At 38.3% G+C, this 25,346-nt stretch carries 11 protein-coding genes; 8 read left to right on the forward strand and 3 right to left on the reverse strand.

The window, feature by feature from the left end; genetic code table 11:
- Positions 1 to 91: 91 nt before the first annotated feature.
- The 7 genes from BUC21_RS07760 to BUC21_RS07790 all read left to right on the forward strand — a co-directional run bounded on the left by BUC21_RS07760 (position 92) and on the right by BUC21_RS07790 (position 18,718).
- Positions 92 to 1,714: an HNH endonuclease family protein gene (locus tag BUC21_RS07760; protein WP_073400954.1), complete on the forward strand. Its 1,623-nt coding sequence runs from the start codon at positions 92 to 94 to the stop codon at positions 1,712 to 1,714.
- A 292-nt stretch (positions 1,715 to 2,006) separates the two neighbouring features.
- Complete coding sequence (locus BUC21_RS07765) at positions 2,007 to 4,091, forward strand: aceric acid hydrolase (protein WP_073400956.1); 2,085 nt, start codon at positions 2,007 to 2,009, stop codon at positions 4,089 to 4,091.
- A 32-nt stretch (positions 4,092 to 4,123) separates the two neighbouring features.
- Positions 4,124 to 5,995 (forward strand): right-handed parallel beta-helix repeat-containing protein, encoded by a 1,872-nt coding sequence (locus BUC21_RS07770; RefSeq protein ID WP_073400958.1) that lies wholly within the window; start codon positions 4,124 to 4,126, stop codon positions 5,993 to 5,995.
- Positions 5,996 to 6,011: 16 nt separating this feature from the next.
- Positions 6,012 to 8,177: an alpha-L-rhamnosidase-related protein gene (locus BUC21_RS07775; protein ID WP_073400960.1), complete on the forward strand. Its 2,166-nt coding sequence runs from the start codon at positions 6,012 to 6,014 to the stop codon at positions 8,175 to 8,177.
- 276 nt (positions 8,178 to 8,453) lie between these two features.
- Entirely contained in the window at positions 8,454 to 11,192 is a 2,739-nt protein-coding gene (locus BUC21_RS07780; RefSeq protein WP_073400962.1) for an alpha-d-galacturonidase, read from the forward strand.
- A 28-nt stretch (positions 11,193 to 11,220) separates the two neighbouring features.
- Positions 11,221 to 15,420, forward strand: a complete 4,200-nt coding sequence (locus BUC21_RS07785) for a beta-d-glucuronidase/beta-L-arabinofuranosidase (RefSeq protein ID WP_073401195.1) — start codon at positions 11,221 to 11,223, stop codon at positions 15,418 to 15,420.
- Between the two features lie 16 nt (positions 15,421 to 15,436).
- Complete coding sequence (locus tag BUC21_RS07790) at positions 15,437 to 18,718, forward strand: glycoside hydrolase family 2 TIM barrel-domain containing protein (protein ID WP_073400964.1); 3,282 nt, start codon at positions 15,437 to 15,439, stop codon at positions 18,716 to 18,718.
- Positions 18,719 to 18,764: 46 nt separating this feature from the next.
- On the opposite strand, the gene BUC21_RS07795 is transcribed toward BUC21_RS07790, so the two are convergent.
- The 3 genes from BUC21_RS07795 to BUC21_RS07805 form a co-directional block, all read right to left on the reverse strand.
- A complete protein-coding gene (locus BUC21_RS07795; protein WP_073400966.1) occupies positions 18,765 to 22,325 on the reverse strand; it encodes a family 43 glycosylhydrolase in 3,561 nt (1,186 codons plus the stop codon).
- A 1,095-nt stretch (positions 22,326 to 23,420) separates the two neighbouring features.
- Positions 23,421 to 23,603 (reverse strand): hypothetical protein, encoded by a 183-nt coding sequence (locus BUC21_RS07800; RefSeq protein WP_073400968.1) that lies wholly within the window; start codon positions 23,601 to 23,603, stop codon positions 23,421 to 23,423.
- Between the two features lie 50 nt (positions 23,604 to 23,653).
- Entirely contained in the window at positions 23,654 to 24,268 is a 615-nt protein-coding gene (locus BUC21_RS07805; protein ID WP_073400971.1) for an HD domain-containing protein, read from the reverse strand.
- A 644-nt stretch (positions 24,269 to 24,912) separates the two neighbouring features.
- Here BUC21_RS07805 and BUC21_RS07810 point away from each other — a divergent pair.
- Positions 24,913 to 25,338, forward strand: coding sequence for a hypothetical protein (locus tag BUC21_RS07810; RefSeq protein WP_073400973.1), 426 nt, complete (start codon positions 24,913 to 24,915; stop codon positions 25,336 to 25,338).
- Positions 25,339 to 25,346: the final 8 nt, after the last annotated feature.

Here is a 25,346-nt window from a genome sequence, read left to right on the forward strand (position 1 = left end):
TAAAAATCAGCGACTTAACCAATTATTTTATGACATAATTCAAATATAATTCATTGTTTTACAAGGGTTTGATTAATTATTTAACGGAGTATTGTTATTTGACAAATATATTATCAAGCGTGAGTTCATTGCCAATACGGATCGTTGGACATTAAAAAGTTTAAAATGGTACAGTTCAGGAAATGTAAGGAATGCAGTAAAGTACGTTAATACATTTGGAGAGGAACAAAATGAATCTTTTGATAATGATAATAGAAGGATATTGATGCTTTTAACCATGTTTCATGTTTCTATTCCTTCAATGTCCTACAAATATTGGCTGTATGCTGCTTTGCGTTATGTATATAATCAGGCAGAAGTAGAATCTGATAAATACATCTCCTATCTGGAACATATTGCTAAGTCATTTGTTTTTGATAACTATCTGGCTAGGAAAGAACTAGATTATTATAAAATGATAAACATAAATCTTCAACCAATCGACCGAACATCTGAACTGTTGGATATGAAAAAACTGCAGTATGATAATCTTCGGAATAATCTGATTTTTAATTTTATTGATTATCTGTTATGGATAAAAAAACGAGATTCAGATACAAAAATTAAACAATATGAATTCTCTTTCAGAAGTTCTGTAGAACATTATTATCCTCAAAACCCTATAAATAAAGATGCAACAAAAATAGATCCGGTTTATTTGCATTCAATTGGTAATTTGTGTTTGATAAGCCACGAAAAGAATTCAAGAATGAATAATTACTTGCCTGAGGCAAAAAAAAATCAATATTCACAATCAGATTCAATTGATAGTATCAAACAATACCTGATGATGAAAGAAACTGAGTGGCATATTAGTCAGATTGAAAAACACGAAAAAGATATTATAACGTTATTGAAGCAGAATGCAAGCTCAACCTTTAATTGGGAGGTTGGTGGGATAACAAAAGCTCGAAAATGGTTTAAGCTATACAAGCAACAAGATAAAATACTTTTAATCAGAACACTAATGTGTTTCGGAGAGGTTGATTTTAATACAGGTTGGGCAGCAGGTATGGACAAATATAATTTATACCAATGGGATAAGATTGAAAATAGCGATGCATACAAAAATTATATTTCTTTTGTTTCAGAATATAATCCAGGTTCATTAGAAGAAATAATAGAGTACAACCTAAGAGAAAATAAAAAATTAAGAGAAGATTCATACCGTTATGCATTTGTTTCAAGACCTTATATATTGCGATATTGTAAAGAAGGTAATTATGGGTGGTCGAATAATGGTAAAAATATTGTTTTAGTTGAGTACTCCAAAGCAAGTATTTATCGTTCTTGTGATTTATATTCTTATTGTGCAAAAATATATTTAAAGCATAAGTATGATATTGATTCTTATTGTGGAAATGACATATTAAAACTATCTATATCTGAAGAAGAAAATGGCTTGAGATTAATAAGCTTAGATTGGAACTCTACTGCTTTTCTTGAAGTATGGAACGATAATCAAGGTCACTTGTGTTACGCACTAAACACTCGTAATCTTCATGGTAATTCCAGAATTATAAAAAGTTTAAAAGCGAATGGTTGGGATTATAATAACAGTAATCGATTATATCACATTTCAAAACAATACCTTATAAAACTTAGCGAAGATGTAGAAGATAATATCTGTAAAACAGAAAAAGCCATTGAAAGTATTATAAATAAATTACAATAAGTATAATGATATCGACAAAACTCATCGTGGTATTTTAGATCTGGAACTAATAAGAAATAACGTGTTGCATTGAATATATTTCTGCCCACGAAATGACCTTCTTGATTGAAAGGTTACACAACCTCAGATTTATCCCATACTGGATGTATATATATCTTGTTGGCGAATGCTAAAAGATGAGTTGAATAAATTTGTGGTGTAGTAAACTTTTTGCTAAAATAGCCTTTCCCCCATTACAAAACCATCATTTCTTCGTCCTTATAATTAACACATTATATTAACGAAAAAAGAAATGATAAAGAAAGGACTTCTTACACTTGGTTTATTATCGGCTTTTATGGCTTTGCCGGCACAGGAAAAAGCCTTAATGAATACCTCGAAAAGTAAGTATGCACAACTTACTAACGTTGATCTGTCGGCTGTGAAGTGGACTAATGGCTTTTGGGGTGATAGATTCCGCGTTTGCAAAGACACTATGCTTATCAGCATGTGGAATACATGGAATGCTCCTGAGATTTCACATGGCTTCCGCAACTTTGAAGTGGCTGCCGGTGTGTGTCCGGGCGAACATTGGGGACCTCCTTTCCACGATGGCGATTTTTATAAATGGCTGGAAGGTGTGGCTGCTGTTTATGCGGTAAATAAAGATCCGAAGTTGGATGCACTGATGGATAAGGCGGTTGCTGTTATCGTGAAGGCACAACGTGAAGACGGATATATTCATACTCCGGTTATTATCGATGAAAAAAATAAAGGTGTCGACTCTCATAAGGCTCAAAAAGAAACTGTAATTGGAACAAAAGTAGGTGGCGCCAATGAAGTAGGTGCTTTTGCTAACCGCCTGAACTTTGAAACGTATAATCTTGGTCACTTGATGATGGCGGGCTGTGTACATTACAGAGCTACCGGAAAGAAGACTTTGTTCAACGCTGCAATAAAGGCAACTGATTTCCTTTGTCACTTCTACGAAACTGCTTCGGCTGAACTTGCCCGCAACGCTATATGTCCTTCGCACTATATGGGTGTGGTAGAGATGTATCGTGCTACCGGTAATCCTCGTTACCTGGAATTGGCAAAGAACCTGATTAATATTCGCGGTATGGTGAAGAATGGTACTGACGATAATCAGGATCGTATTCCTTTCCGCGACCAGAAGAAGGCAATGGGACATGCTGTTCGTGCTAATTATCTATATGCAGGTGTGGCAGATGTATATGCTGAAACCGGAGAGAAGATTTTAAAGGATAATCTGGAATCTATATGGAACGATATTGTTAATCGGAAGATGTATGTAACGGGCGCTTGTGGTGCTTTGTATGACGGAACTTCTCCTGATGGTACTTGCTACGAACCGGATTCTATTCAGAAAGTGCACCAGTCTTATGGTCGTGCTTACCAATTACCTAACAGTACGGCTCACAATGAATCATGTGCAAATATCGGAAATATGCTTTTCAACTGGCGCATGTTGCAGACTACCGGTGAAGAGAAGTATGCTGATGTAATGGAAACTTCTCTTTATAACAGTGTGCTTGCAGGCGTTAGCTTGGATGGAAAGAAATTCTTCTATACTAATCCTTTGCGTCTTTCTAAGGATTTTCCTTATACATTGAGATGGCCTAGAGAACGTCAGTCATACATTAGCTGTTTCTGCTGTCCTCCTAATACTGTCCGTACTTTGTGCGAAGCGCAGAACTATGCATATAGTATCTCACAAAAAGGTGTTTGGTTTAACTTATATGGTGGCAATCAACTTGACACTAAACTGACTGATGGCTCTGCCTTGACACTGACTCAGGTTTCTGACTATCCATGGGATGGTAAAGTGGTTACAACTGTTGATAAAGTTGCTTCAAAGAAAGCGTTCTCAATGAATTTCCGTATTCCTGAATGGTGCGAAAAAGCAACCTTGACTGTTAATGGCAAATCTGTAGATGCAGATCTTTCTGCCGGAAAATATGCAGAGGTGAACAGAGTATGGAAGAAGGGTGATGTTGTGGAATTGAATCTTGCCATGACTGTGAAGCTGATGGAATCTAATCCGTTGGTGGAAGAAACTCGTAACCAGACTGTAGTGAAACGTGGACCGCTGGTTTATTGTCTTGAATCTATGGATGTGGAAGGCGGACAATCTATTGATAATGTATTGATTCCTGCAAATATTCAGCTTACTCCAAATAAGATTACTATTGATGGTAGTCCGATTGTGGCTTTGGATGGCGAAGCTCAATTGATGAACGAAGGTTCATGGAAGGGTACTCTTTACAAACAGGTATCTGATTCTTCAAAGAAAGTGAAAATTCGCTTGATTCCTTATTATGCATGGGGTAACCGTGGGAAAGCGGATATGACTGTATGGATGCCTTTGGCACGATAAATGAATGTTGATAAACAGATAATATAAAAACAATGAAACGTATTCCATTTCTCCTGCTTATTCTCTTTTTAGGAGTTACAAAGGCTTTCTCGGCGGATATATGGGTTTCCGTGCATGGCAATGACCGTAACAACGGAACTCAGACTTCTCCGAAAGCTACTTTGGCAGGAGCATTGAGACAGGCGCGTGAACTCAGAAGATTAAAAGATGAGTCGGTTAAGGGCGGTATTCATATTTACATGCAGGGAGGTACTTACTCTCTGTATGAACCAGTCTTTATCCGTCCCGAAGATTCGGGCACGAAAGAATCGCCTACGGTTATTCAACCGGTAAAGGATGAAAAGGTAATTATGAGTGGTGGGGTATCACTTTCCGGATGGCAAAAAGCCGGAAATGTAAATGGCCTGCCTGCTTCAGCAAAAGGTAAAGTATGGGTAACGGAAGTTCCCGATTTTAACGGGAGAACGGCGGATTTCCGTCAGTTGTGGATAAACGGAAAGAAAGCCGTTCGTGCCCGTAATGTTGCCGATTTTAAACAGATGGCAAGGATTGTGAACAATGATGTGGAGAATGAAATTCTTTGGGTGCCTGCTAAATCGGTGAAGGCTATAATGAATGCTCGTCGTGCAGAACTGGTGCTCCACGAGATGTGGGCAATTGCCAATCTTCGTATTAAGTCTATAAAGGTTCAGGGTGATTCTGCCGGAATTAAATTCTGTAATCCTGAAAGTCGTATTCAGTTTGAACATCCCTGGCCACGACCTATGTTGGGCAAAGGAGTAAACTCAGCTTTTTATCTGACTAATGCCATTGAGCTACTCGATCAACCGGGTGAATGGTATTATGATAACAGAACTGCTCGACTTTATTATTATCCACGTGAAGGGGAAAACATGAAAACGGCATCGGCTGTGGTTCCTGCTTTGGAAACTTTGGTTCAGGTAGAAGGAACGGTCGACCGTCCGGTTTCAAATATTCGTTTTGAAGGTATTAACTTTAATTATACCACCTGGATGCGTCCGTCGGAAAAAGGACATGTGCCTTTGCAGGCCGGAATGTATATGCTGGATGCTTATACATTGAATCCGAAACAACTGCGAGATGATCATAATCATCCGCTGGATAATCAGGGATGGATTGGTCGTCCGCCTGCTGCCGTTCAGGTGCAGGGTGCAAACAATATCGCTTTTGCTAATTGTAATTTTGAACATTTGGGTTCTTGCGGGCTCGACTTTGTTGAAGCTGCTCAGCATGTAAGTGTGGAAGGTTCTATCTTTAGGGATATTGCCGGCAATGGTTTGCAGACTGGTAAGTTTAATGATCCTTCGTTTGAATCTCATTTACCTTACGATCCGGCAGATAGCAGAGTGCTTTGCGCCAATCAGCTTATTGCCAACAATTACTTTACGGATGTAACAAACGAGGACTGGGGATGTGTGGCAATCTGTGCAGGTTTTGTAAGAGATGTAACTATTCAGCATAACGAAATCAGTTATGTATCCTACACCGGAATTAACCTGGGATGGGGATGGACTCAGACTGTGAATTGCATGCGAAACAATAAAGTGATTGCAAATAATATCCATCATTATGCTATTCACATGCATGATGTGGCCGGTATTTACACGCTTTCTGCTCAGCCAAAAACGGTGGTTGCTGAGAATTACGTGCATGATATTGTTCTTTCTCCTTATGCACACGATCCTAATCACTGGTTCTATTTGTATACTGATGAAGGCTCTTCGTTCATTGAAGTGAAAGACAACTGGTGTGATTCCGAAAAGTTCCTGAAAAATGCCAATGGTCCGGGTAATGTATGGACAAACAATGGTCCGATGGTGGCAGATAGTATTCGTAACCGTGCAGGATTGCAACCGGATTATCTATATTTGTTGAAAAAATAATCTTAATAATATAAAGATGAAACGTAATTTTATATTAATCCTTTTAATAGTTCTTTCTGTTTCTTCAATGAAAGCACAAAAAGCTACATGGATATGGTATCCGGGCGATTATGAAATATGGCTCGGTAATAACATGAATAATAACCGTACGGAGAGGGGAGCTTTCTTTCCTCCTTTCTGGAAAATGGATAGCCATTACGTGCTGGTTGAGTTCTCAAAGAAACTGAATCTGTTTAAACCGGAGGAGATTACAATTGCTGTTGAGGGACGTTACAATGTAAAACTTGATGGTAAATTGTTGTTTGGTGCTCCTAAAACGCTGATTATTCCGGAAGGAAAACATAGTCTGAATATCAAAGTTCATAATCAGGCAACGGTTCCTGCTATCTATGTATCTGGTAAAACAATTTTCTCTGATCAGTCATGGAAAGTGACTTACGAAGACAAGGAATGGATTGACGAATCGGGCAAGGCATCAGATACTTCGGCTACTACTTATATGGATGCTGCCAGCTGGAACTTTAATGATCCTTCTCAGCTACCTTCTCAGTTTAAGTTGCATACTGAACCTGCCAATGCAGTTTCCAGTACTCCACAAACGCAAGGCGTGTTGGTAGACTTTGGCAAGGAAACCTTTGGTTACATCAAACTTGAACAACTGAAGGGGAATGGTAAAGTGAATATATTCTACGGAGAATCCAAAGAAGAAGCAATGAGTACGGGTTCTTGTGAAACACTCGATCGTTTTGAGGTAAATAATGCTGAGGCTAAAGATTATACCGTTCAGGGTTCAAAGGCCTTCAGATATGTATATATTGTAACCGATCCGGGAGTGAGCTTTGCGAAGGCATCTATGCTTTACGAATCTCTTCCTGAAACTTATCGTGGTTCTTTCCGTTGCAGTGATCCTGAGATTAATAAAATATGGGATGTGGCTGCTTACACAATGCATCTTACTACCCGTGAATTCTTTATTGATGGTATTAAGCGCGACCGCTGGGTGTGGAGTGGAGATGCTATTCAAAGTTATCTGATGAATTATTATTTGTTCTTCGATTCTCACACTGTAGGTCGCACAATAAATCTGCTTCGCGGAAAAGATCCTGTTACTTCGCATATTAATACTATCATGGATTATACGTTCTATTGGTTCCTTAGTGTATATGATTATTATCTGTATACAGGTGACCGCCATTTAATTGAACAACTTTATCCGAAGATGGCTACCATGATGGATTATGTGCTGGGAAGAACCAATAAGGATGGTATGGTTGAAGGTATGACCGGCGACTGGGTTTTCGTTGACTGGGCAGATGGTTATATGGATAAGCACGGCGAACTGAGTTTTGAACAGATTTTGTTCTGCAAGAGTCTGGAAACAATGGCTGTGTGCGCAGATCTTACCGGAAATAAAGAGGATAAAGCAAAATATGATAAGTTGGCGACTTCTCTTAAATCGAAATTGGAACCAGCTTTCTGGAATAACGAGAAACAAGGTTTCGTTCATAATCGTTTGAATGGAAAGCAAAGCGAGCAGGTAACTCGTTATGCAAATATGTTTGGAATCTTGTTTGATTATCTGAATAATCAAAAGAAGCAGGCCGTTAAGAAGTCGGTTATACTGAATAATTCTATCATGAAGATATCAACTCCTTATATGCGTTTTTATGAATTGGAATCTCTTTGTGCACTTGGCGAGCAAACGAATGTAACCAAAGAAATAAAAGATTACTGGGGTGGTATGCTTAAACTTGGGGCTACCTCTTTCTGGGAGAAATATAATCCGGAAGATAAGGGCAGCAAACATTATGAAATGTATGGTCGTCCGTTCGGAAAGAGTCTTTGTCATGCTTGGGGATCAAGTCCAATTTACTTGTTAGGTAAATATTATCTGGGAGTGAAACCTCTTAAACCAGGATACAGTGAGTTTGCCATCAATCCTTCTTTGGGTGGATTGAAATGGATTGAAGGAACTGTTCCAACTCCTAAGGGAGGTGTTCACGTATATATGGATAAAAAAACAATCAAGGTTAAAGCTGGCGAAGGTAGAGGATATCTAACATTCAAGAGTAAAAGCAAACCTAAAGCATCTACCGGAGTTGTTGAGAAACTTTCTAACGATGAATATCGTATCTTAATTGAAGGCAATAATGCAGAAGTTACAGTAAACTACCGTAATTAATCATAATAGCTTTGAAATAAAAAGAGCGAAGAAGCAAGGATAACAACCAGCTTCTTCGCTCTTTTTATTTATAACTTATTCATTCTTCCGTACACCGGGGTGTACGCACTTTCTACATGTGGGTGTACCGTCAGAGTCCATCCGGGTGTAAGAATATTGTCCATCCGGGTGTACATAATGGAAGCTCCTTTCTTTATTGAGGAAATTGCACGCTTTTGAGTACATTCCTCCTTTGTTTTCGTCTCATTTTTATAACATTATAAACTTATTTGAACGATGACGAAACTGAAAGTATTGACCTTGTGTGGATTGGCTTGTCTTTTTGCTTCATGCCAAAAGAATGCAGTGTCGATAATTACTTCGCCTACAGCATCCAAACGTTTACAGTTTGGAACAGAACAGCTGAAGACAACTCTTGAGAACGACGGATATACGGTTAAAGTACGTAATCTGAATGATGCAAAACATTTAAGTGGAAAAACAATTCTTGCTTTGGAAAAAGGAGATCCTATTTCGCTTAACCTTGCTAAGAAATATGGCTTTATGCTTCCTGATTTTAACAAGAAAGAGGGCTTCTATATCGGGACAAAGAAAAATATAACTTTAATGTATGGCAATGATCCAACCGGAGCTTTGTATGGTTGCCTTCAACTGAAAGATCAGGTTAAGAAGAACAGTCTTGAATTCTCAAAAAATATGACCGATGCTCCTGAAATGGTGTTGAGAGGCACATGTATTGGAGTACAGAAACCATATTACTTGCCTGGAAGAACTGTATACGAATATCCTTATACTGAAGAAAACTTTCCATGGTTTTATGATAAAGCTATGTGGATTAAATATCTGGATATGCTTGTGGCCAACAAAATGAACTCTGTTTATTTGTGGAATGGTCACCCTTTTGCTTCTTTAGTTAAACTAAAAGATTATCCGTTTGCTGTTGAAGTAGATGATGCTACATTCAAGAAAAACGAAGAGATGTTTTCATTCATAACAAAAGAGGCCGATAAACGCGGTATCTTTGTTATTCAGATGTTTTATAATATCCTTGTTTCAAAACCTTTTGCCGAGCATTATGGTATTAAAACTCAGGACAGAAACCGTCCTATTACTCCATTAATTGCTGACTATACACGTAAATCGATTGCTGCTTTTATTGAAAAGTATCCTAATGTAGGATTATTGGTTTGCCTTGGTGAAGCAATGGATACTTATGAAGATGATGTGGAATGGTTTACCAAAACTATTATTCCGGGTGTAAAAGACGGACTTAAGGCTTTGGGACGTACCGATGAACCTCCAGTTCTACTTCGTGCTCACGATACTGATTGTAAGATGGTAATGGATAAAGCACTCCCTCTTTACAAGAATCTGTATACCATGCACAAATATAATGGAGAATCGCTTACTACTTACGAACCTCGCGGACCATGGGCAAAGATTCATAAAGATCTTAGTTCTTTAGGAAGTATTCATATTAGTAACGTACATATTCTGGCCAATCTGGAACCTTTCCGCTGGAGTTCTCCTGATTTTATTCAGAAGGCAGTAAATGCGATGCATAATGTTCATGGAGCGAATGCACTTCATCTTTATCCGCAGGCTTCTTACTGGGATTGGCCTTATACTGCCGATAAATTACCAGATGGTAAGCGTCAGGAACAACTCGATCGTGACTGGATGTGGTATAAAGGATGGGCTCGTTATGCATGGAATTGCCACCGCGACCGTAAAGATGAAATAGTATATTGGGAACAACAACTGGGCGATTATTATGGTATTGATGCAAAAGATGCGGGTAATATTCTTGAAGCTTACGAACAGACAGGCGAAATAGCACCTAAGTTATTGCGTCGCTTTGGTATAACCGAAGGTAACAGACAGACTCTTCTTTTGGGTATGTTTGTGAGTCAACTGGTTAATCCATATAAGTATACTATCTATCCGGGATTCTATGAAAGCTGTGGACCGGAAGGTGAAAAGCTGATTGAATACGTTGAAAAGGAATGGAAGAAACAACCACATGTTGGGGAGTTGCCTCTTGATATTGTTGCTCAGGTAATAGCACACGGAGATAAGGCTATTAATGCTATAGATAGTGTTGAAGGTAAAGTAACAAAGAATAAGGAAGAGTTCGAACGTCTTCGTAATGATATGCATTGCTACCGCGAGTTTGCTTATGCTTTCAATCTGAAAGTGAAAGCTGCCAAGCTGGTTCTCGACTATCAGTGGGGAAAAGATCTGAAGAATTTAGATGCTGCTATTCCTTTGTTGGAACAGAGCTTGCAACATTATAAAAAGTTAGTTGATCTTACAAAGGATACTTATTTGTATGCTAACAGTATGCAGACCTCACAACGCCGTATTCCTATTGGTGGTGATGATGGTAAAAACAAAACCTGGGCAGAAATGCTTGTTCATTATCAGAAAGAATTAGATAACTTTAAGGCAAATCTGGCAATGTTGAAAGATAAAGCAAACGGTAAGTTATCTTCTACAGATTCAAAGATTGCTGCATTTGCTCCTGCTAAGGTTACGTTACTTGGTAAACCTTCTGTAGTAAAACTAACAAAGGGAGCACAGTTGTTTACTAACCTGAATGATAAAGTTGAGGCTATTGCTCCTGAATTGGAAGGACTTTCTGCTTTCTGTTTCAATGGTGACAAACAACGTGAAGAGGGTACAACGATTGAATTTGAAACTCAGGAACCGGTTACATTGCTGGTTGGTTATTTCCGTGATGATCAAAGAAAATTTGCCAAAGCTCCGAAACTGGAAATTGATGCTGCAGCGAATGAATATGGTCAGGCTGAGCCTAAGTTGATAAATGCTATTCGCATAAACAACATGCCTCTTGCAAATGTTCATCCTTATAGTTTTGGGGCAGGTAAACATAAGCTCTTATTGCCAAAAGGATATCTGATTGTTCTTGGATTTACGAATAAGAAAGATATGGTAACTAGAAATGCAGGTTTGGCTGGAGCCGAAGAAACAGTTGACTGGTTATTCTATTAATATAAATTATAGAGATAAAATGATGATAATAAAACGCCATTTAACGGCTTTTCTTACTCTTCTTATTTCATTGGGAGGATTTGCTCAACAGCAAGTCCCTCAGAATAAAATGGAAGAAATTTATGAGAAGATAAAAACTCCTTATAAGTATGGTTTGGTTATTGCGCCAACCACCAATAAATATAAGGTAGACTGTCCGAGTGTGTTCAGAGAAGGTAATAAGTGGTACATGACTTACCTGATGTATAACGGGCAGAATGGTAAAGATGGTCGTGGATACCAGACAATGCTTGCGGAAAGTGACGATTTGCTTAAGTGGAAAACTTTGGGTAATGTTCTTTCTTTCCGTGATGGTACCTGGGATACTAATCAGCGCGGTGGTTTTCTCTCTTTACTAGATAATACATGGGGTGGAAGTTATAAGCTAAATAAGTTCAAACATAAATATTGGATGACTTATATTGGTGGCGCTTCTGCCGGATATGAGTCCGGGCCTTTGAAAATTGGTGTGGCTTTTACTAAGAAAAATATTACGAAGGCTCACGAATGGGAAAGTCTGGATAAACCAATTTTGAGCCCGGAAGATAAAGACGCTCAGTGGTTTGAAAACATTACTCAGTATAAGAGTTGTGTTTATTGGGATAAGGATAAAAAACTCGGTAAGCAATTTGTAATGTATTACAATGCCGGTGGACGTAACCCAAAGACAAATATCAAAGCGGAAAGAATTGGTATTGCTCTGTCTGATGATATGATTCACTGGAAGAGATATGAAGGTAATCCAATCTTTACTCATGAAGAGGGACTTACTGCCGATGCACATATTCAGAAAATAGGTGATGTGTATGTTATGTTCTATTTCAGTGCTTTCCGTAGCTCAAGGAAATATAAAGCATTCAATACTTTTGCCTGTTCGTATGACCTTGTTCACTGGACCGATTGGAATGGTGACGATTTGGTTATTCCTTCTAAGGATTATGATAATCTTTTTGCTCATAAATCATGTGTGATTGAATATAAAGGAGTTGTTTACCATTACTATTGTGGAGTAAATAACAATGATCAGCGTGGTATTGCCGTGGCTGTTTCAAAACCAATGGGGAAATCGGAAGTTCATTTCCCTGCTCCTGAACCGACTGGAAAGAGAATCACTACTTCACTTAATAATGATTGGTTTACTATTGCTGCAGGAGAAAACAGCAATACTTATGATGCATTTAATGTGACTGCCGACTGGAAGAAAGTTAATCTTCCTCATAACTGGGATGATTATGCGGGATACCGTCAGCTTGTACATGGCAATCGTCACGGTAATGCATGGTACAAGAAAGAATTCGACTTGCCGGCTTATGATGCTGATAAGAGATTGTTTATCCGTTTTGATGGAGTAGGCTCTTATGCCACAGTGTATGTAAATGGCAAAAATATGGGACGCCGCCCAAGTGGTCGCACAACTTTTACTCTTGATGTAACTGATGCTTTGAAACCGGGTGCAAAAAATACAATTGCCGTTAAGGCAGAGCATCCTTCAATGATTTCGGATATGCCTTGGGTTTGTGGTGGCTGTTCTTCTGAATATGGATTCTCGGAAGGTTCTCAGCCAATGGGAATCTATCGTCCGGTAACTCTCGAAGTTACAGATAAGGTTCGTATTGAACCATTCGGTGTACATATATGGAATGATGAAAAAGCTAAGACTGTAAACATCGAAACTGAAATAAAGAATTATGGTAACACTGTTGAAACAGTAGAGCTTGTAAGCAAACTTACCGATGAAAATTGGACTCAGGCATTCCGTTTATCAGAAACTGTAACTCTTCAACCGGGAGAAACAAAGTTGATAAAACAGGTGAGCCCTGAAATTAAAGATGTTCATTTGTGGTCGGTTGAAGATCCGTATCTTTACTCATTAGCTTCAGTGGTAAAACGTGGAGGTAAGAGTACTGACGAGATGACTACTTCTTACGGTATCCGTACGGTAAGCTGGCCTGTACTTCGTAAAGATGGTGACAAGACTTTCCGTCTGAATGGTAAATCGGTTTTCATTAACGGAGTTTGTGAATACGAACATCAGTTTGGACAATCTCATGCTTTCTCCAATGAACAGATCTCTTCTCGTGTAAAACAAATAAAAGCAGCAGGTTTTAATGCTTTCCGTGATGCTCACCAACCTCATAATTTGTCTTATCAGAATTATTGGGATGAGAGTGGTATTATTTTCTGGCCTCAGTTCTCGGCACATATATGGTATGATTCTCCTGAATTCCGTAATAACTTTAAAGCATTACTCCGTCAGTGGATAAAGGAACGTCGTAATTCTCCTTCTGTAGTGATGTGGGGATTACAGAATGAAAGTACCTTACCAAAAGATTTTGCAGAGGAGTGTGCAAATATCATTCGTGAAATGGATCCAACTGCCCGAAATCAGAGAATAATAACAACCTGTAACGGCGGTGAAGGAACAGATTGGGATGTGGTTCAGAACTGGTCGGGTACGTATGGAGGATTTCCAGATAACTATAATAAAGAAATCAGCAATCAATTGTTGAATGGTGAATATGGTGCATGGCGTTCTATTGATTTGCATACCGAAGGTGATTTTGATCAGAATGGTGTGTGGAGTGAAAATAGAATGTGTCAGTTGCTCGAAAAGAAAATTCGCCTGGCTGAGTCTGTAAAGGATAGTTGTTGCGGTCAGTTCCAATGGGTATTTAGCTCACACGATAATCCAGGACGTAAACAACCTGATGAGGGTTATCGAATGATTGATAAAGTAGGACCATTTAATTATAAAGGTTTGGTTACTCCATGGGAAGAACCGGTAGATGCTTACTATATGTATCGTGCAAACTATGTTCCTGCAAAGAAAGATCCAATGGTTTATATTGTATCTCATACCTGGGCTGATCGTTTTGTGAAGAACAAAGGTCGTATTAATATTGATGTATTCAGTAATTGTGATTCAGTGAAACTTTACAATGATGCAACCGATACTCTTTTAATGGGTAAGAAGGTTAATCATGGCGTAGGAACTCACTTTATGTGGGAGCACAGAGCTGTTCGTTACAATGTATTGCGTGCGGTTGGTTATTATGGTGGGAAACCAGCTACTCAGGATGTAATTGTTTTGGATGGACTGGAAAAAGCACCTCATTTTGATAAGCTGTATACTAATGTTGCTCCTATACTGAAAGGTGCAAATGATTATAACTATATTTACCGTGTAAACTGTGGCGGTGATAAATATACAGATGAATACGGACAGGTTTGGAGTGCCGATGTGGCAAAAGGAACAAGCAAAGGCTGGGGATCTACTTCCTGGGCTGATGATTATAAAGGGTTAAATCCTTATCTGGGCAGTCAAAGATTTACTTCAGATCCTATTGATGGAACGAAGGACTGGAGTCTTTTCGGACATTTCCGCTACGGACGTCATAAACTGGCTTATCACTTCCCGCTTCCGGATGGCGAGTATCGTGTGGAACTCTATTTCACAGAACCATGGCACGGGACTGGTGGCAGTAAGGATTGCGAAGGACTTCGTATCTTTGATGTTGCCGTTAATGATTCTACTTACATTAATGATATGGATCTTTGGGCTGAATCAGGCCACGATGTTGCTTATAAGAAAGTATTGAATGCAACTATTGAAGGTGGTGAACTGAAGATTTCGTTCCCTGAAGTAAAAGCTGGTCAGGCTGTAATATCTGCTATAGCAATAGCTTCACGTAATAAAGATATTCGTCCGGTTGAGGCCGCTCCGTCAAACGGTTGGTCATGGGATAAAACCGAATGTGTAGTTGCTACTCCGCCGGCTTCATTACCTGAAGGACAAGATTCACGCGCCACTGTTACTTATCAGGCAGAAGATGCTTTGATAAAAGGAAAATCTGAAAAGAAACTTCACAAGAATCAAACAGGTGTTTGTTTCTTGAAAGGTAATTCAAACAGCATTGAATGGAACATTAATACAGGTATAGCCAACGTGTATGCTCTTCGATTTAGTTATATGAATATAACTTCGGCTCCAATCAAAGTTCGTGTTCAACTGATTGCTGCCGATGGAAGAATCCTGAAGAATGATGAAATAACCTTTCCGGTTGCTGCTGAGAAATGGAAAACGTTAAGTACTACAACCGGTAGTTATATTAATGCCGGTCATTATAAAGTCCGTATCTCAGCCGAGAATATGAATGGTTTATGGTTTAATGCACTGGATGTGCAATAATTAAACTTTTGTGTAAATGAAACAACAATTATTCGTTTTATTATTTGGTTTAAGCAGCTTTTCACCGTTATCTGCACAAAACAATGACTGGGAAAACCAACATGTATTGCAGATTAACCGTGAACCGGCGCATGCTTCTTATGTTCCTTTCGGTAAGGAGAAGAATGACCGGATGCTTTCACTGGATGGTTTATGGAAGTTCAATTGGGTATCAACTCCTGAACAACGCCCAATGAATTTCTTCGAAACTACTTTTGACGATTCAAAATGGGTGGACTTTCCGGTACCTGCCAATTGGGAAATGCATGGATACGGAACTCCAATCTATGTGAGTGCTGGATATCCGTTTAAGATAAATCCTCCGTTTGTAATGGGGGAACCCAAAGCCACTTATACCACATATAAAGAACGTAACCCTGTTGGCTCTTATCGTCGCTCGTTTACTTTGCCTGCCGGATGGAATGGCAAAGAGGTATTTCTTCACTTTGAAGGAGTGCAAAGTGCGTTTTATGTATGGGTAAACGGAAAGAAAGTTGGATATAGTCAAGGTAGCATGGAACCTTCCGAGTTTAATATTACTCCTTATCTGAAACAAGGCGAGAATAAGCTGGCTGTTGAGGTGTATCGTTATAGTGACGGAAGCTATCTTGAAGATCAGGATATGTGGCGTTTCGCCGGAATACAGCGTTCTGTATATCTGTATTCTACAGAGAATATCCGTATTCGCGACTTTGCTGTACGTACAATTCTGGATGCCAATTACAAGAATGCTTCTTTGCAGATAGAACCTAAATTGGCTGTTTACAATGGTCAGAGAGGAGAGGGGTATACTATTCAGGTGCAATTATATGATGAAGCAGGAAATCCTGTATTGCCTTCTGTTCTTAAACAAGATGCTGTTCCGGTTTTGAACCTCGACAATAAAGCTGAAATAATGAACGACCGCAATCCTCAGCGAGGAGCAAGGAAGTTTGCTTGGCTGGAAACAAAAGTTGTTAACCCAAAGAAGTGGACAGCGGAAACTCCGAATCTGTATACTCTGCAACTTACACTGAACAATGCCAATAATGAGGTGGTAGAACAAATTACTACCCAAATAGGATTCAGAAGTCTGGAGATAAAGAACGGACTATTTCTTGTGAATGGAAAACCTATACGTTTGAGAGGGGTAAACCGTCATGAACACGATCCGTACACTGGAAAAGTGATGAGTGAAGAACGCATGTTGCAGGATATACTTCTGATGAAGAAAGGCAATATCAATGCGGTGCGTACATGCCATTATCCAAACAATCCTCGCTGGTATGAATTATGCGATCAGTATGGCATTTATGTAATGGACGAAGCCGATATTGAAGAACACGGACTTCGCGGAGCATTGGCTAGCGATCCGGAATGGACTGCTGCTTTCCTTGACAGGGCAAGTCGTATGGCTATTCGTGACAAGAACCATCCATCGGTAATATTCTGGTCAATGGGTAATGAAGCCGGTTACGGATTTAACTTTGCAGCAATCTCTGCATGGCTCAAAGATTATGATCCAACTCGTTTTATTCATTACGAAGGAGCTCAGGGAGTTGATAAAGATCCTGAAACTGTTGATGTAATCAGCCGTTTCTATCCACGACTTCAGGAAGAATATCTTAATCCGAATATTCCGGAAGGCGGAGATAAAGAAAGACCGGAGAATGCTCGTTGGGAACGTTTGCTGACTATTGCTCAGAAAACAAATGATAACCGTCCGGTGATGACCAGTGAATATGCTCATGCTATGGGTAATGCACTTGGAAATTTCAAGGAATACTGGGATGAAATGTATAGTAATCCACGACTTCTGGGAGGTTTCATCTGGGAATGGTCCGATCAGGGAATCTTTAAGAAACGTGCTGATGGTAAAACAATGGTTGCCTTTGGTGGCGACTTTGGTGATGTTCCCAATCTGAAGACTTTCTGTCTGAAAGGAATCGTTTCTTCCGACAGAGGCATTACTCCAAAATATCTAGAAGTAAAGAAGGTGTATCAGCCTATTCACATAGAATGGCAGGATAGTTCTGCTTTGAAACTTAAAATAACCAACAGACAACATCATTCCGACTTGTCGGCTTACAGGATGTTATTCACAATCACAGCCAATGGCAAGGAAGTTGAACACTCAGAAGTAGCAGTTCCGGTTATTGAACCCGGAGAATTTGCAACTGTTCAGCTGAAAACAAAAAAAGCATTGCCTGCCAAAGGAGATGTTCGTCTTAAAGTAAGCTTTGTGCTGAAGAACGATTGCTCATGGGCTAAAGCCGGATACGAAGTGGCATGGGAACAACTTTGCATTCGTAATGGTTTTGTAGATAATACAGCTTTGTCTGCAACAACTGCAAATAAGTCGGGTAACCTTCAGGCAACAGTGAATGGAGATGTATTGTTAGTGAATGGAAAGAACTTTTCAATGCAATGGAATCTGAAAGAGGGTAGCTTGAACTCTTTGATATATGGCAAACAGGAAATGCTTTCTAATCCGAAAGATATGCCTGCCCAACCAATCTTCCAGGCTTTCCGTGCTCCGGTTGATAACGACAAGAGTTTCGGCAACTGGTTGGCAAAGGACTGGAAAAATGCAGGGATGGATGCTCCGAAATATACTGTGGAATCTGCCGATTGGAAGAACAGTGCTGATGGTAGTATTATTGTAAACACTACTATCCGGAGTTCATATATAAAAGGAAGTGTACTCTCACGTGCTCAGTTTACCATAAATAAAGATGGAAGCATGGATGTGGAATATCATTTCTTGCCTCAGGGAGAGCTTCCCGAATTAGCTTGTTTAGGCGTTGCCATGATTTTTAATAAAGAACTGGAACAGTTTGCCTGGTATGGTTACGGTCCTCAGGAGAGTTATCCTGACAGGAAAAGCTCAGCTCAGGTAGGCTTGTGGCATTCAACTGTATCCGAACAACTTTTTGATTATCCGATTCCTCAGGAAAGTGGTAATAAAGAGGAGGTACAGTTACTAACCCTGACTAATGCAAAAGGAAAGGGAATTTCGGTTACTGCCATGAAGAAACCATTCTCTGCTTCTGCATTACATTATTCAGCGCAGGATTTGGCACGCACAGCACACAGCTGTGACCTTGTTCCCAGAAAGGATATAATTCTTTCTATTGATGCCCAACAACTAGGATTAGGAAACAGCAGTTGCGGTCCGGCTGTATTGAAGCGTTTTGCAATAGATAAAAAGGAACATACATTGTATTTCCGTATTTCTTCTGCAAACCGTCAGCTGATTCCTGAAAAACTAGATAGATAAATAAATTAGATTCAGAATCAATCTCTTGATTCTGAATCTAATTCGATTATTTTACCATAACGCATTTGCGACCAACAATATAAACTCCGCGATCAAGTCCATCCAAAGCATTTTTTCTTTGCACTTGCGAACGAAGTTTAACTCCTACCATTGAATATACATCTACAAGTTCGTTACTGTTATCATTATCAACAACAGGGATGCCTACAGACGATTCGCCATCATTACTCAAATAAATATCCTTGATTTTTATTGGTGAACTACCTAACGACCAGAAGCCGATAATATAAAGATGTGAAGGATCACATTTAACAGCCGGAGTTTTACTTTTCGATAAATTAGAAAGATCAACAGCCACCTTTAACTTGTCACCCATATCGTACATATAACAATCTGTCCAATAATTAGACGTATCGAACAACCGGAAAGAAGCTCCACACGTTTGTTTCTCAGCCAATTCCACTACTAGATATTTGTAACTTGAAAGATTTAGTCCATTTGCATATTTCCAACCACCAAATCCATATTGTGATGTAGTAAGTGCTTTAGTTGCTTCATCAAATGTGCCGGTTCCATAAATTGTAGAATTAAAAAGCTCACTTGTTAATGGGAACGTTTTCACATTTACCTGAAATTGGCCACTTTGTATATTTCCTAATAAATCCTGATAGCTGAAATCAACCGTTGCAACGCCATCAGCTTTAGCTATTATTTGTCCGTTTACTATCGTGATATTATTGGATGAAGGGTTACTATAAGTTGCTTCATTCGTTACATCTTGTGTATGTCCGTCTAAATAATGAGCTGTAACTTTAAAATCCTTAGAGGTACCAATCAACATATTATAAGTATTTTGCTCCACTGATACACTGCTTATTGTCATTTGATTCTTGGTAAACCCTACAAAAGAATTATCATAAAAAGTATCTTCTGTAAATTGTCTCTCGGTACTGAACCAGTCGACATCAACATAACCACCTGTTTGAGACGTTGCATAATTAAAGATGGCAAATCTATTGCCTACAAAAACTGAAAGATTGTATTTCATATCCAATTCATCGCCAAACTTATTATAGGTAACATTATCTGTACTGTAATAAAAGCTGGCCTTACTCGTACTATAATTGGTTATTGCTCTTAAATAGATGATCGAATCACATGTTATAGGTTGAGAAAAATTAGTTTTGTTTCCGGTATTCATCATTACAAGTTTCTTTGTTCCTCCAGAAACGGTAATTCCAATATATGCATAAGGATTCTGGAATACAGCTAAACCAGCCACATCACCATCTTTCATATTTTGTACATCCATGCGGATAGTTCCATAAGAATCTGTAGTGTTGGAATAGTATCCCAGGATTCGTTGTGTCAATGTATTGCGGGCTCTTTGCAATGAATCAACCACATTAACCGTTTGCAAACGAAGAGAGCCTGCCTTTTCCATCAATGACCATTTAGAATCATCAGGATTGTGGTTCCATTCCCATTGCATACCTAATTTATAATCACGGAAATTGTCGTTAGTGGGCAATGCCTTTTTAATATAATCTTTTCCTACATTAGGTTTCTTATAAGTTGTAACGCCGCTACCGTTTACACCTACAATAGGCCAGTTATCAATCCAACTTACCGGTTGCAAACTTGGTAATCTTCCATAAGCTCCTTTATCGGCAAAAAGCATAGTCCACCATTCTCCGGTTTGTGTTTGTATCAAAGCTCCCTGATGAATGCGGTTGCTATTAAAAACTTCTTTTTCATCATACGGTCCAAAAATAGAAGATGACCGAAAAGCAACCTGAGTAGCATAATATCCTCCGGTTGTAGCATAAATATAATAATAGCCATTGATTTTATACAGATGACTTCCTTCCGTAGCGGAATTATCTATGCCCGACTGTATATTGCCAAATGTTATAGCCTGATCACGGATTACTTTAAAGTCTGAATCAAGTTCGGCTATGTGCAATTTGTTGATACCATATACAATATAAATTCTGTCATCGTCATCAAAGAAAAGACCGGCATCATAGAATGAAGTCGACAATTTCTTCATAGTCCAGGGGCCTTCCGGGTTAGTAGCCGTCAGCAAAAAGCTTCCTTCGTCCAGCGTATTAAAATGAAGATAATAAGTTCCTTTATGGTATTTGAGGCTGCTTGCCCACTGTCCGTGACTGTAACGGTTACAACCATCCAGGTTATAACAGGCATTCGATTCAATTTTCTCCAATGGATTACTGCAATATTCCCAGTTTACTAAATCATACGATTTTAATATCGTAGCACCGGGGAAGTTATGCATGGTAGTAGTCGACATATAATAAACATCGCCCACTCTTATAACATCAGGATCAGGAAAATCGCCGAAAATAACAGGATTAGTAAATGTCCCGTCGTTATTATCGCTATTTGAATTATTCACAAAATCCTGCCTTGGATAATCTTTTTTTGCATATTCCTGATACCAATGAAATGTTGGCCAAGGGCATGCTTCCGGATCGTTCAGAAAAACCAGATTATTGGCTGTGGCCACATTTGTGGAATCAAATTTAGCCATCAGGTGTGGCCATGTAAAAATAAGCCAGCTCACGTTACCGGCATCGTCCGTAATCTTTTTGAAATTGGCACCGAAACCGTCTCCACCTGCTGTGCCGGTAATATCTTTACCCCATGAGGAATTATATTTTTCAGGTGCCCAGTCCATTTCAGTAACAACTATCGGAGCAAAATCGGCCACAGGTTTCACTTGGGTATCCCATCCTTTCTGAAAGTTTGCATATCCTTGTCCACTGTTAAACCAACCCGGATAAACATGTACTGCATACCCAATATCCTCTCCTTTAATAGGATTGACTGCGAATCCCTGATACAATGACTGATATCCTAAACCCGGTACCCAAAGAATATTGTCTGCATTGGCCCGTATAGCGTCAACAACAGTTTGAAAATATGTTTTCAGATTATCAAAATGCCCTTGCGAACCTGCACCATAAGTACCGTCGGGGCCGAGTATGTTTACAGGCTCATTTGCCAGTTCAAACATAACATTGGGGTTGTTTTTCAATTTGGGATGTTGCGACACATATCCCCATACTTTTATAAGATACTGATTATATGCATCGCCCACGGCTATTTTTTCAGGACAAACGCCGGGAGGACGCATAATGACATAGAGTCCTTTCGATATGGCATATTCAGCCATAGGGATGAATACATTGTCGAGTGCTGTTTTAAACCGGTCAAAGTTGAAAGCCGAGATATCATTTTCACCTGTAACAGATACACCAGGAGTATTTGACCAGTATGGATCCATATGCATACGAATAAAATTTGCTTTCCAACCGGCAGCCATAATGCCATCAATAAGTCCCTTGTTATAATTCAGACATCCGTTGACATCATAATTGGTCCAGTATTTTCCCTGCTCATTAAACCACGGCGAATATGTTTGAGCAAAACCATGTAAATTTACAATATTACCATGGGTGTCTTTTAAATAACGTCCATCAACATGCAATCGAGGCATTGCTCCACCTATCCAAGCTTTTGCATTTGAAGCGATAATTAAGATAAAAAAAGTAACGGCTAATTTTTTAATAATGTTTTTCATGTTAGTATTTGATTTAGCACAAATATAGATTGTAATTACTTGCAGCTTACATTTTTATGTTACATGTGCCTTTTTCTATCTTACATCTCTTAATCATCTGTTACAAAAATCTGCAGGTGCGTTACAATAGCAAAAATTATCAATTCAAGTTTCGCAAGTTTAACTTGCAAGTTTTAAGTATTCTCAGCACTTCAGCAGTCTGTTTAAGAAACGTGTTGGTGTTTCACCAAATGAAATATAGGGTGCAGCATTGAATTTGTTTTTTACAAAAGTATCTTGCAGTCTAGCGGTATGCTTTTAATTGGTTGATATTTAGTGTTATATAGCCGCTAGACTTGTCTGATAAAGTCTAGCGGTAGTCTAGCAGTCTAGCGCTTTTGATCAATATGAATGCATCTTTTTTCTTTGCTTAGTTGTATATATTGCTTAAAATTAGTGATTTAAGTTTTGGTTGTTATTAATATTAGCACTTTCGGAGACAAGGTGCTAGATTGCTAGATCAACGCTAGATCAAATTAATTTGATCTAGCACCTATACAACACTTATATAAAATAACTTAAGGTCTACTGCTAGATCGCTAGATCAATTTCTAAAAATTAAAATTTATGTAGTGTTTTTGCAGGTTATCAAATGTCACTTCGGTTCTTTGGAAAGATGCGGCGTGAGGTTGCTCAATCTCCCGAGTGACTTTTTATATCTCAGGCGAGAAGTTGATGTAATCTTGTACAAAACAAATCTTTCTTCTGTACAAAAGAATTAATTGTTTTGTACAGAAAAATGCATTCTTTTGTACAAGGATGTACAAACTAGTCTAGTAGTTTTATAAAAAGCAGACCGGAGTTTTGCATAACTCTGGAGTGGTTTATCAGAAGTCTCAGTTTTAATGATAAAGAACCAACTCTGAATGAGGGTAAGCAATACTTCTATGTTGCTTTCGGAAGCTATTTTGGTAGCAGATTAGCACGATTTTGTAGCAGATAAACGGTTAAACTTTTTTATCTTCCACTAGTTGAAAGGCCTTACAGAAAGGCTTTTTGTGCATTTTGTGGAAGATGGTGGAGATAAATTTGAGAAATTATGATTAAGAGCGCTGATTAATATTTCTTGAAGTTATACTTCTTTCTCAATTCTTCTTGCTCTTCCGAAGAAAGAGAAGTGAAATAAGCCTTCCATCCCGGACAGAAGTTGATATGCCAACGCCAAAACTTACCGATAAATGATTTAGGGTTCTTTTCAAATTTAGCTCTTAAGGAGCATTTGATACAATTTGATTCCATAGTATTTAATTTTAGTCCTTTATAAAAGAATGAAATAAGCTCACCTCATATTATCTGTACTTTTCTTCTAACTCCAATTTTTTTATTCTAGAATTAATGGCTCCTCTTTTACGACCAAATATCTCAGATAGCTGATTTGCCGTTTTGCCTTCACAAAACAGTTGTTCCAATCTATCATCTTCTTCCTGAGTCCAGGGTTTGTAAGCGTTTGGATGATCTACTCTACATGCATCAATAGAGTATGTTGATTCTCCTAATAGTTGTTTGTAAGCTTTAAGGTATTTACGCAGACGTTTGACGTCTTTTTCGGAAATGTACGCTAATCGCCTTATATCCATATTATCAGTCAGGTCATTGATTTTAACCTTTACAGCCAATGGGTTTTTCTTTATGCGCTTTATAAACCTTTCGTAAGGTTCATCTTTTGATAACTTTGTTAAGCAGCGAAGAGCTTCGACTATCTCTATAGAAAAACCTTCTTCCAGCAGTTTTTCGAAAGTCCAATCGCTATCTTCTATTACATCATGCAATGCACCGAGAATCTTCTCTTCATCTGTATCTCCCATATTCATCACGCGTAACGGATGTTCAATATATGGTTGCCCGGCCTTGTCAACTTGCCCTTCATGGGCTTTATTTGCTATTTCTATTGCTCGTTGTAACATTGTTTTAAACTGTCAATAATATCTCTACGGATTTTATGCGATTCACATTTTATGTGCGGAAAGTGTGAGATATTACACATTTTCCGCACGAAACAATGGCGAATGTATGATTTATATATGAATTTAGCAATAATCCTTCTATTAAATTAGACTCTAATTCCGGTTTCTTTATCTGCATAAATTAAATATAAAGTGTATGTGCGATTTTGCTAAATATTAACTATGTTTTTATAAAGAAATTAGCCTGTAGTATATTTGACTAAAATGAATAGAGGCTTTTATAGCAATTTACTTTTTTATTGAATTTTTCTTTGTATAAAGTCACCCTTCTGATAAAATGTCCAATGCTTGAGTCTCAAATTATTATAAAAAATGATTTTAATTATCAGATTATCAATATTATATTTAAATAGTAAGATCAAGAAGTTGTCCAACGTATTTTTTGATAGTTCCATTATTACTCTCTATTTTTGTATCATCCGATAAAGGCTAATTTGCTTCTTTATAGGTTGCTTGAAAAAGCATTAGATTTTCTTTCTGAGATGAGAGAAAATAGAGATTGAAAAATGAGTTTAATTACAATGATTGATATTTGAGAGTTATTACTTTGATATCTTTTATATCACCTAATAATAAATAAGATTATGAATTCTAAAATGTTTAATTCGTCAATTCTAGCCGATAGCTTTATTGAAAATAGCTGTTCGAAAGATTTCTCCCAGTTAAGCAGAATTCAATTAAACAGCAAAGCTGATTATATTCGTGCAGAACAGCAAGCTTTGGAATGTGCAAATTATTTGACTTCAACTCCATTTGACAGAAATAACTGGAAATGGGAGTCGGCCGAGCACTTCTTGTTACTTTGGATTAATGGTACTTCTGATTTTACATTTAAGCTAAATAAGACTATTTGTAAAATTATTAAATCCAATTTTGCATTACTAAGCATATACTTTGCTTATGCTACAAAATTTGTATTGGAAAACAGAGACAAATCAAAAGATGAAAAAGAGATATGTAATAATGTTGTTCCTTTATTGATAGATTATTGTAAGAATCAGAGTAATTGAGTAGTTTC

The sequence above is a fragment of the Bacteroides luti genome (assembly GCF_900128905.1).
In the GTDB taxonomy this organism is placed as follows: domain Bacteria; phylum Bacteroidota; class Bacteroidia; order Bacteroidales; family Bacteroidaceae; genus Bacteroides; species Bacteroides luti.

Bases quoted from the DNA above. Each gene is read 5' to 3' on its own strand.
- BUC21_RS07810 (WP_073400973.1), top strand. From the start codon at position 24,913: ATGAATTCTAAAATGTTTAATTCGTCAATTCTAGCCGATAGCTTTATT.
- BUC21_RS07805 (WP_073400971.1), bottom strand. From the start codon at position 24,268: ATGTTACAACGAGCAATAGAAATAGCAAATAAAGCCCATGAAGGGCAA.
- BUC21_RS07775 (WP_073400960.1), top strand. From the start codon at position 6,012: ATGAAACGTAATTTTATATTAATCCTTTTAATAGTTCTTTCTGTTTCT.
- BUC21_RS07795 (WP_073400966.1), bottom strand. From the start codon at position 22,325: ATGAAAAACATTATTAAAAAATTAGCCGTTACTTTTTTTATCTTAATT.
- BUC21_RS07780 (WP_073400962.1), top strand. From the start codon at position 8,454: ATGACGAAACTGAAAGTATTGACCTTGTGTGGATTGGCTTGTCTTTTT.
- BUC21_RS07765 (WP_073400956.1), top strand. From the start codon at position 2,007: ATGATAAAGAAAGGACTTCTTACACTTGGTTTATTATCGGCTTTTATG.
- BUC21_RS07770 (WP_073400958.1), top strand. From the start codon at position 4,124: ATGAAACGTATTCCATTTCTCCTGCTTATTCTCTTTTTAGGAGTTACA.
- BUC21_RS07800 (WP_073400968.1), bottom strand. From the start codon at position 23,603: ATGGAATCAAATTGTATCAAATGCTCCTTAAGAGCTAAATTTGAAAAG.
- BUC21_RS07790 (WP_073400964.1), top strand. From the start codon at position 15,437: ATGAAACAACAATTATTCGTTTTATTATTTGGTTTAAGCAGCTTTTCA.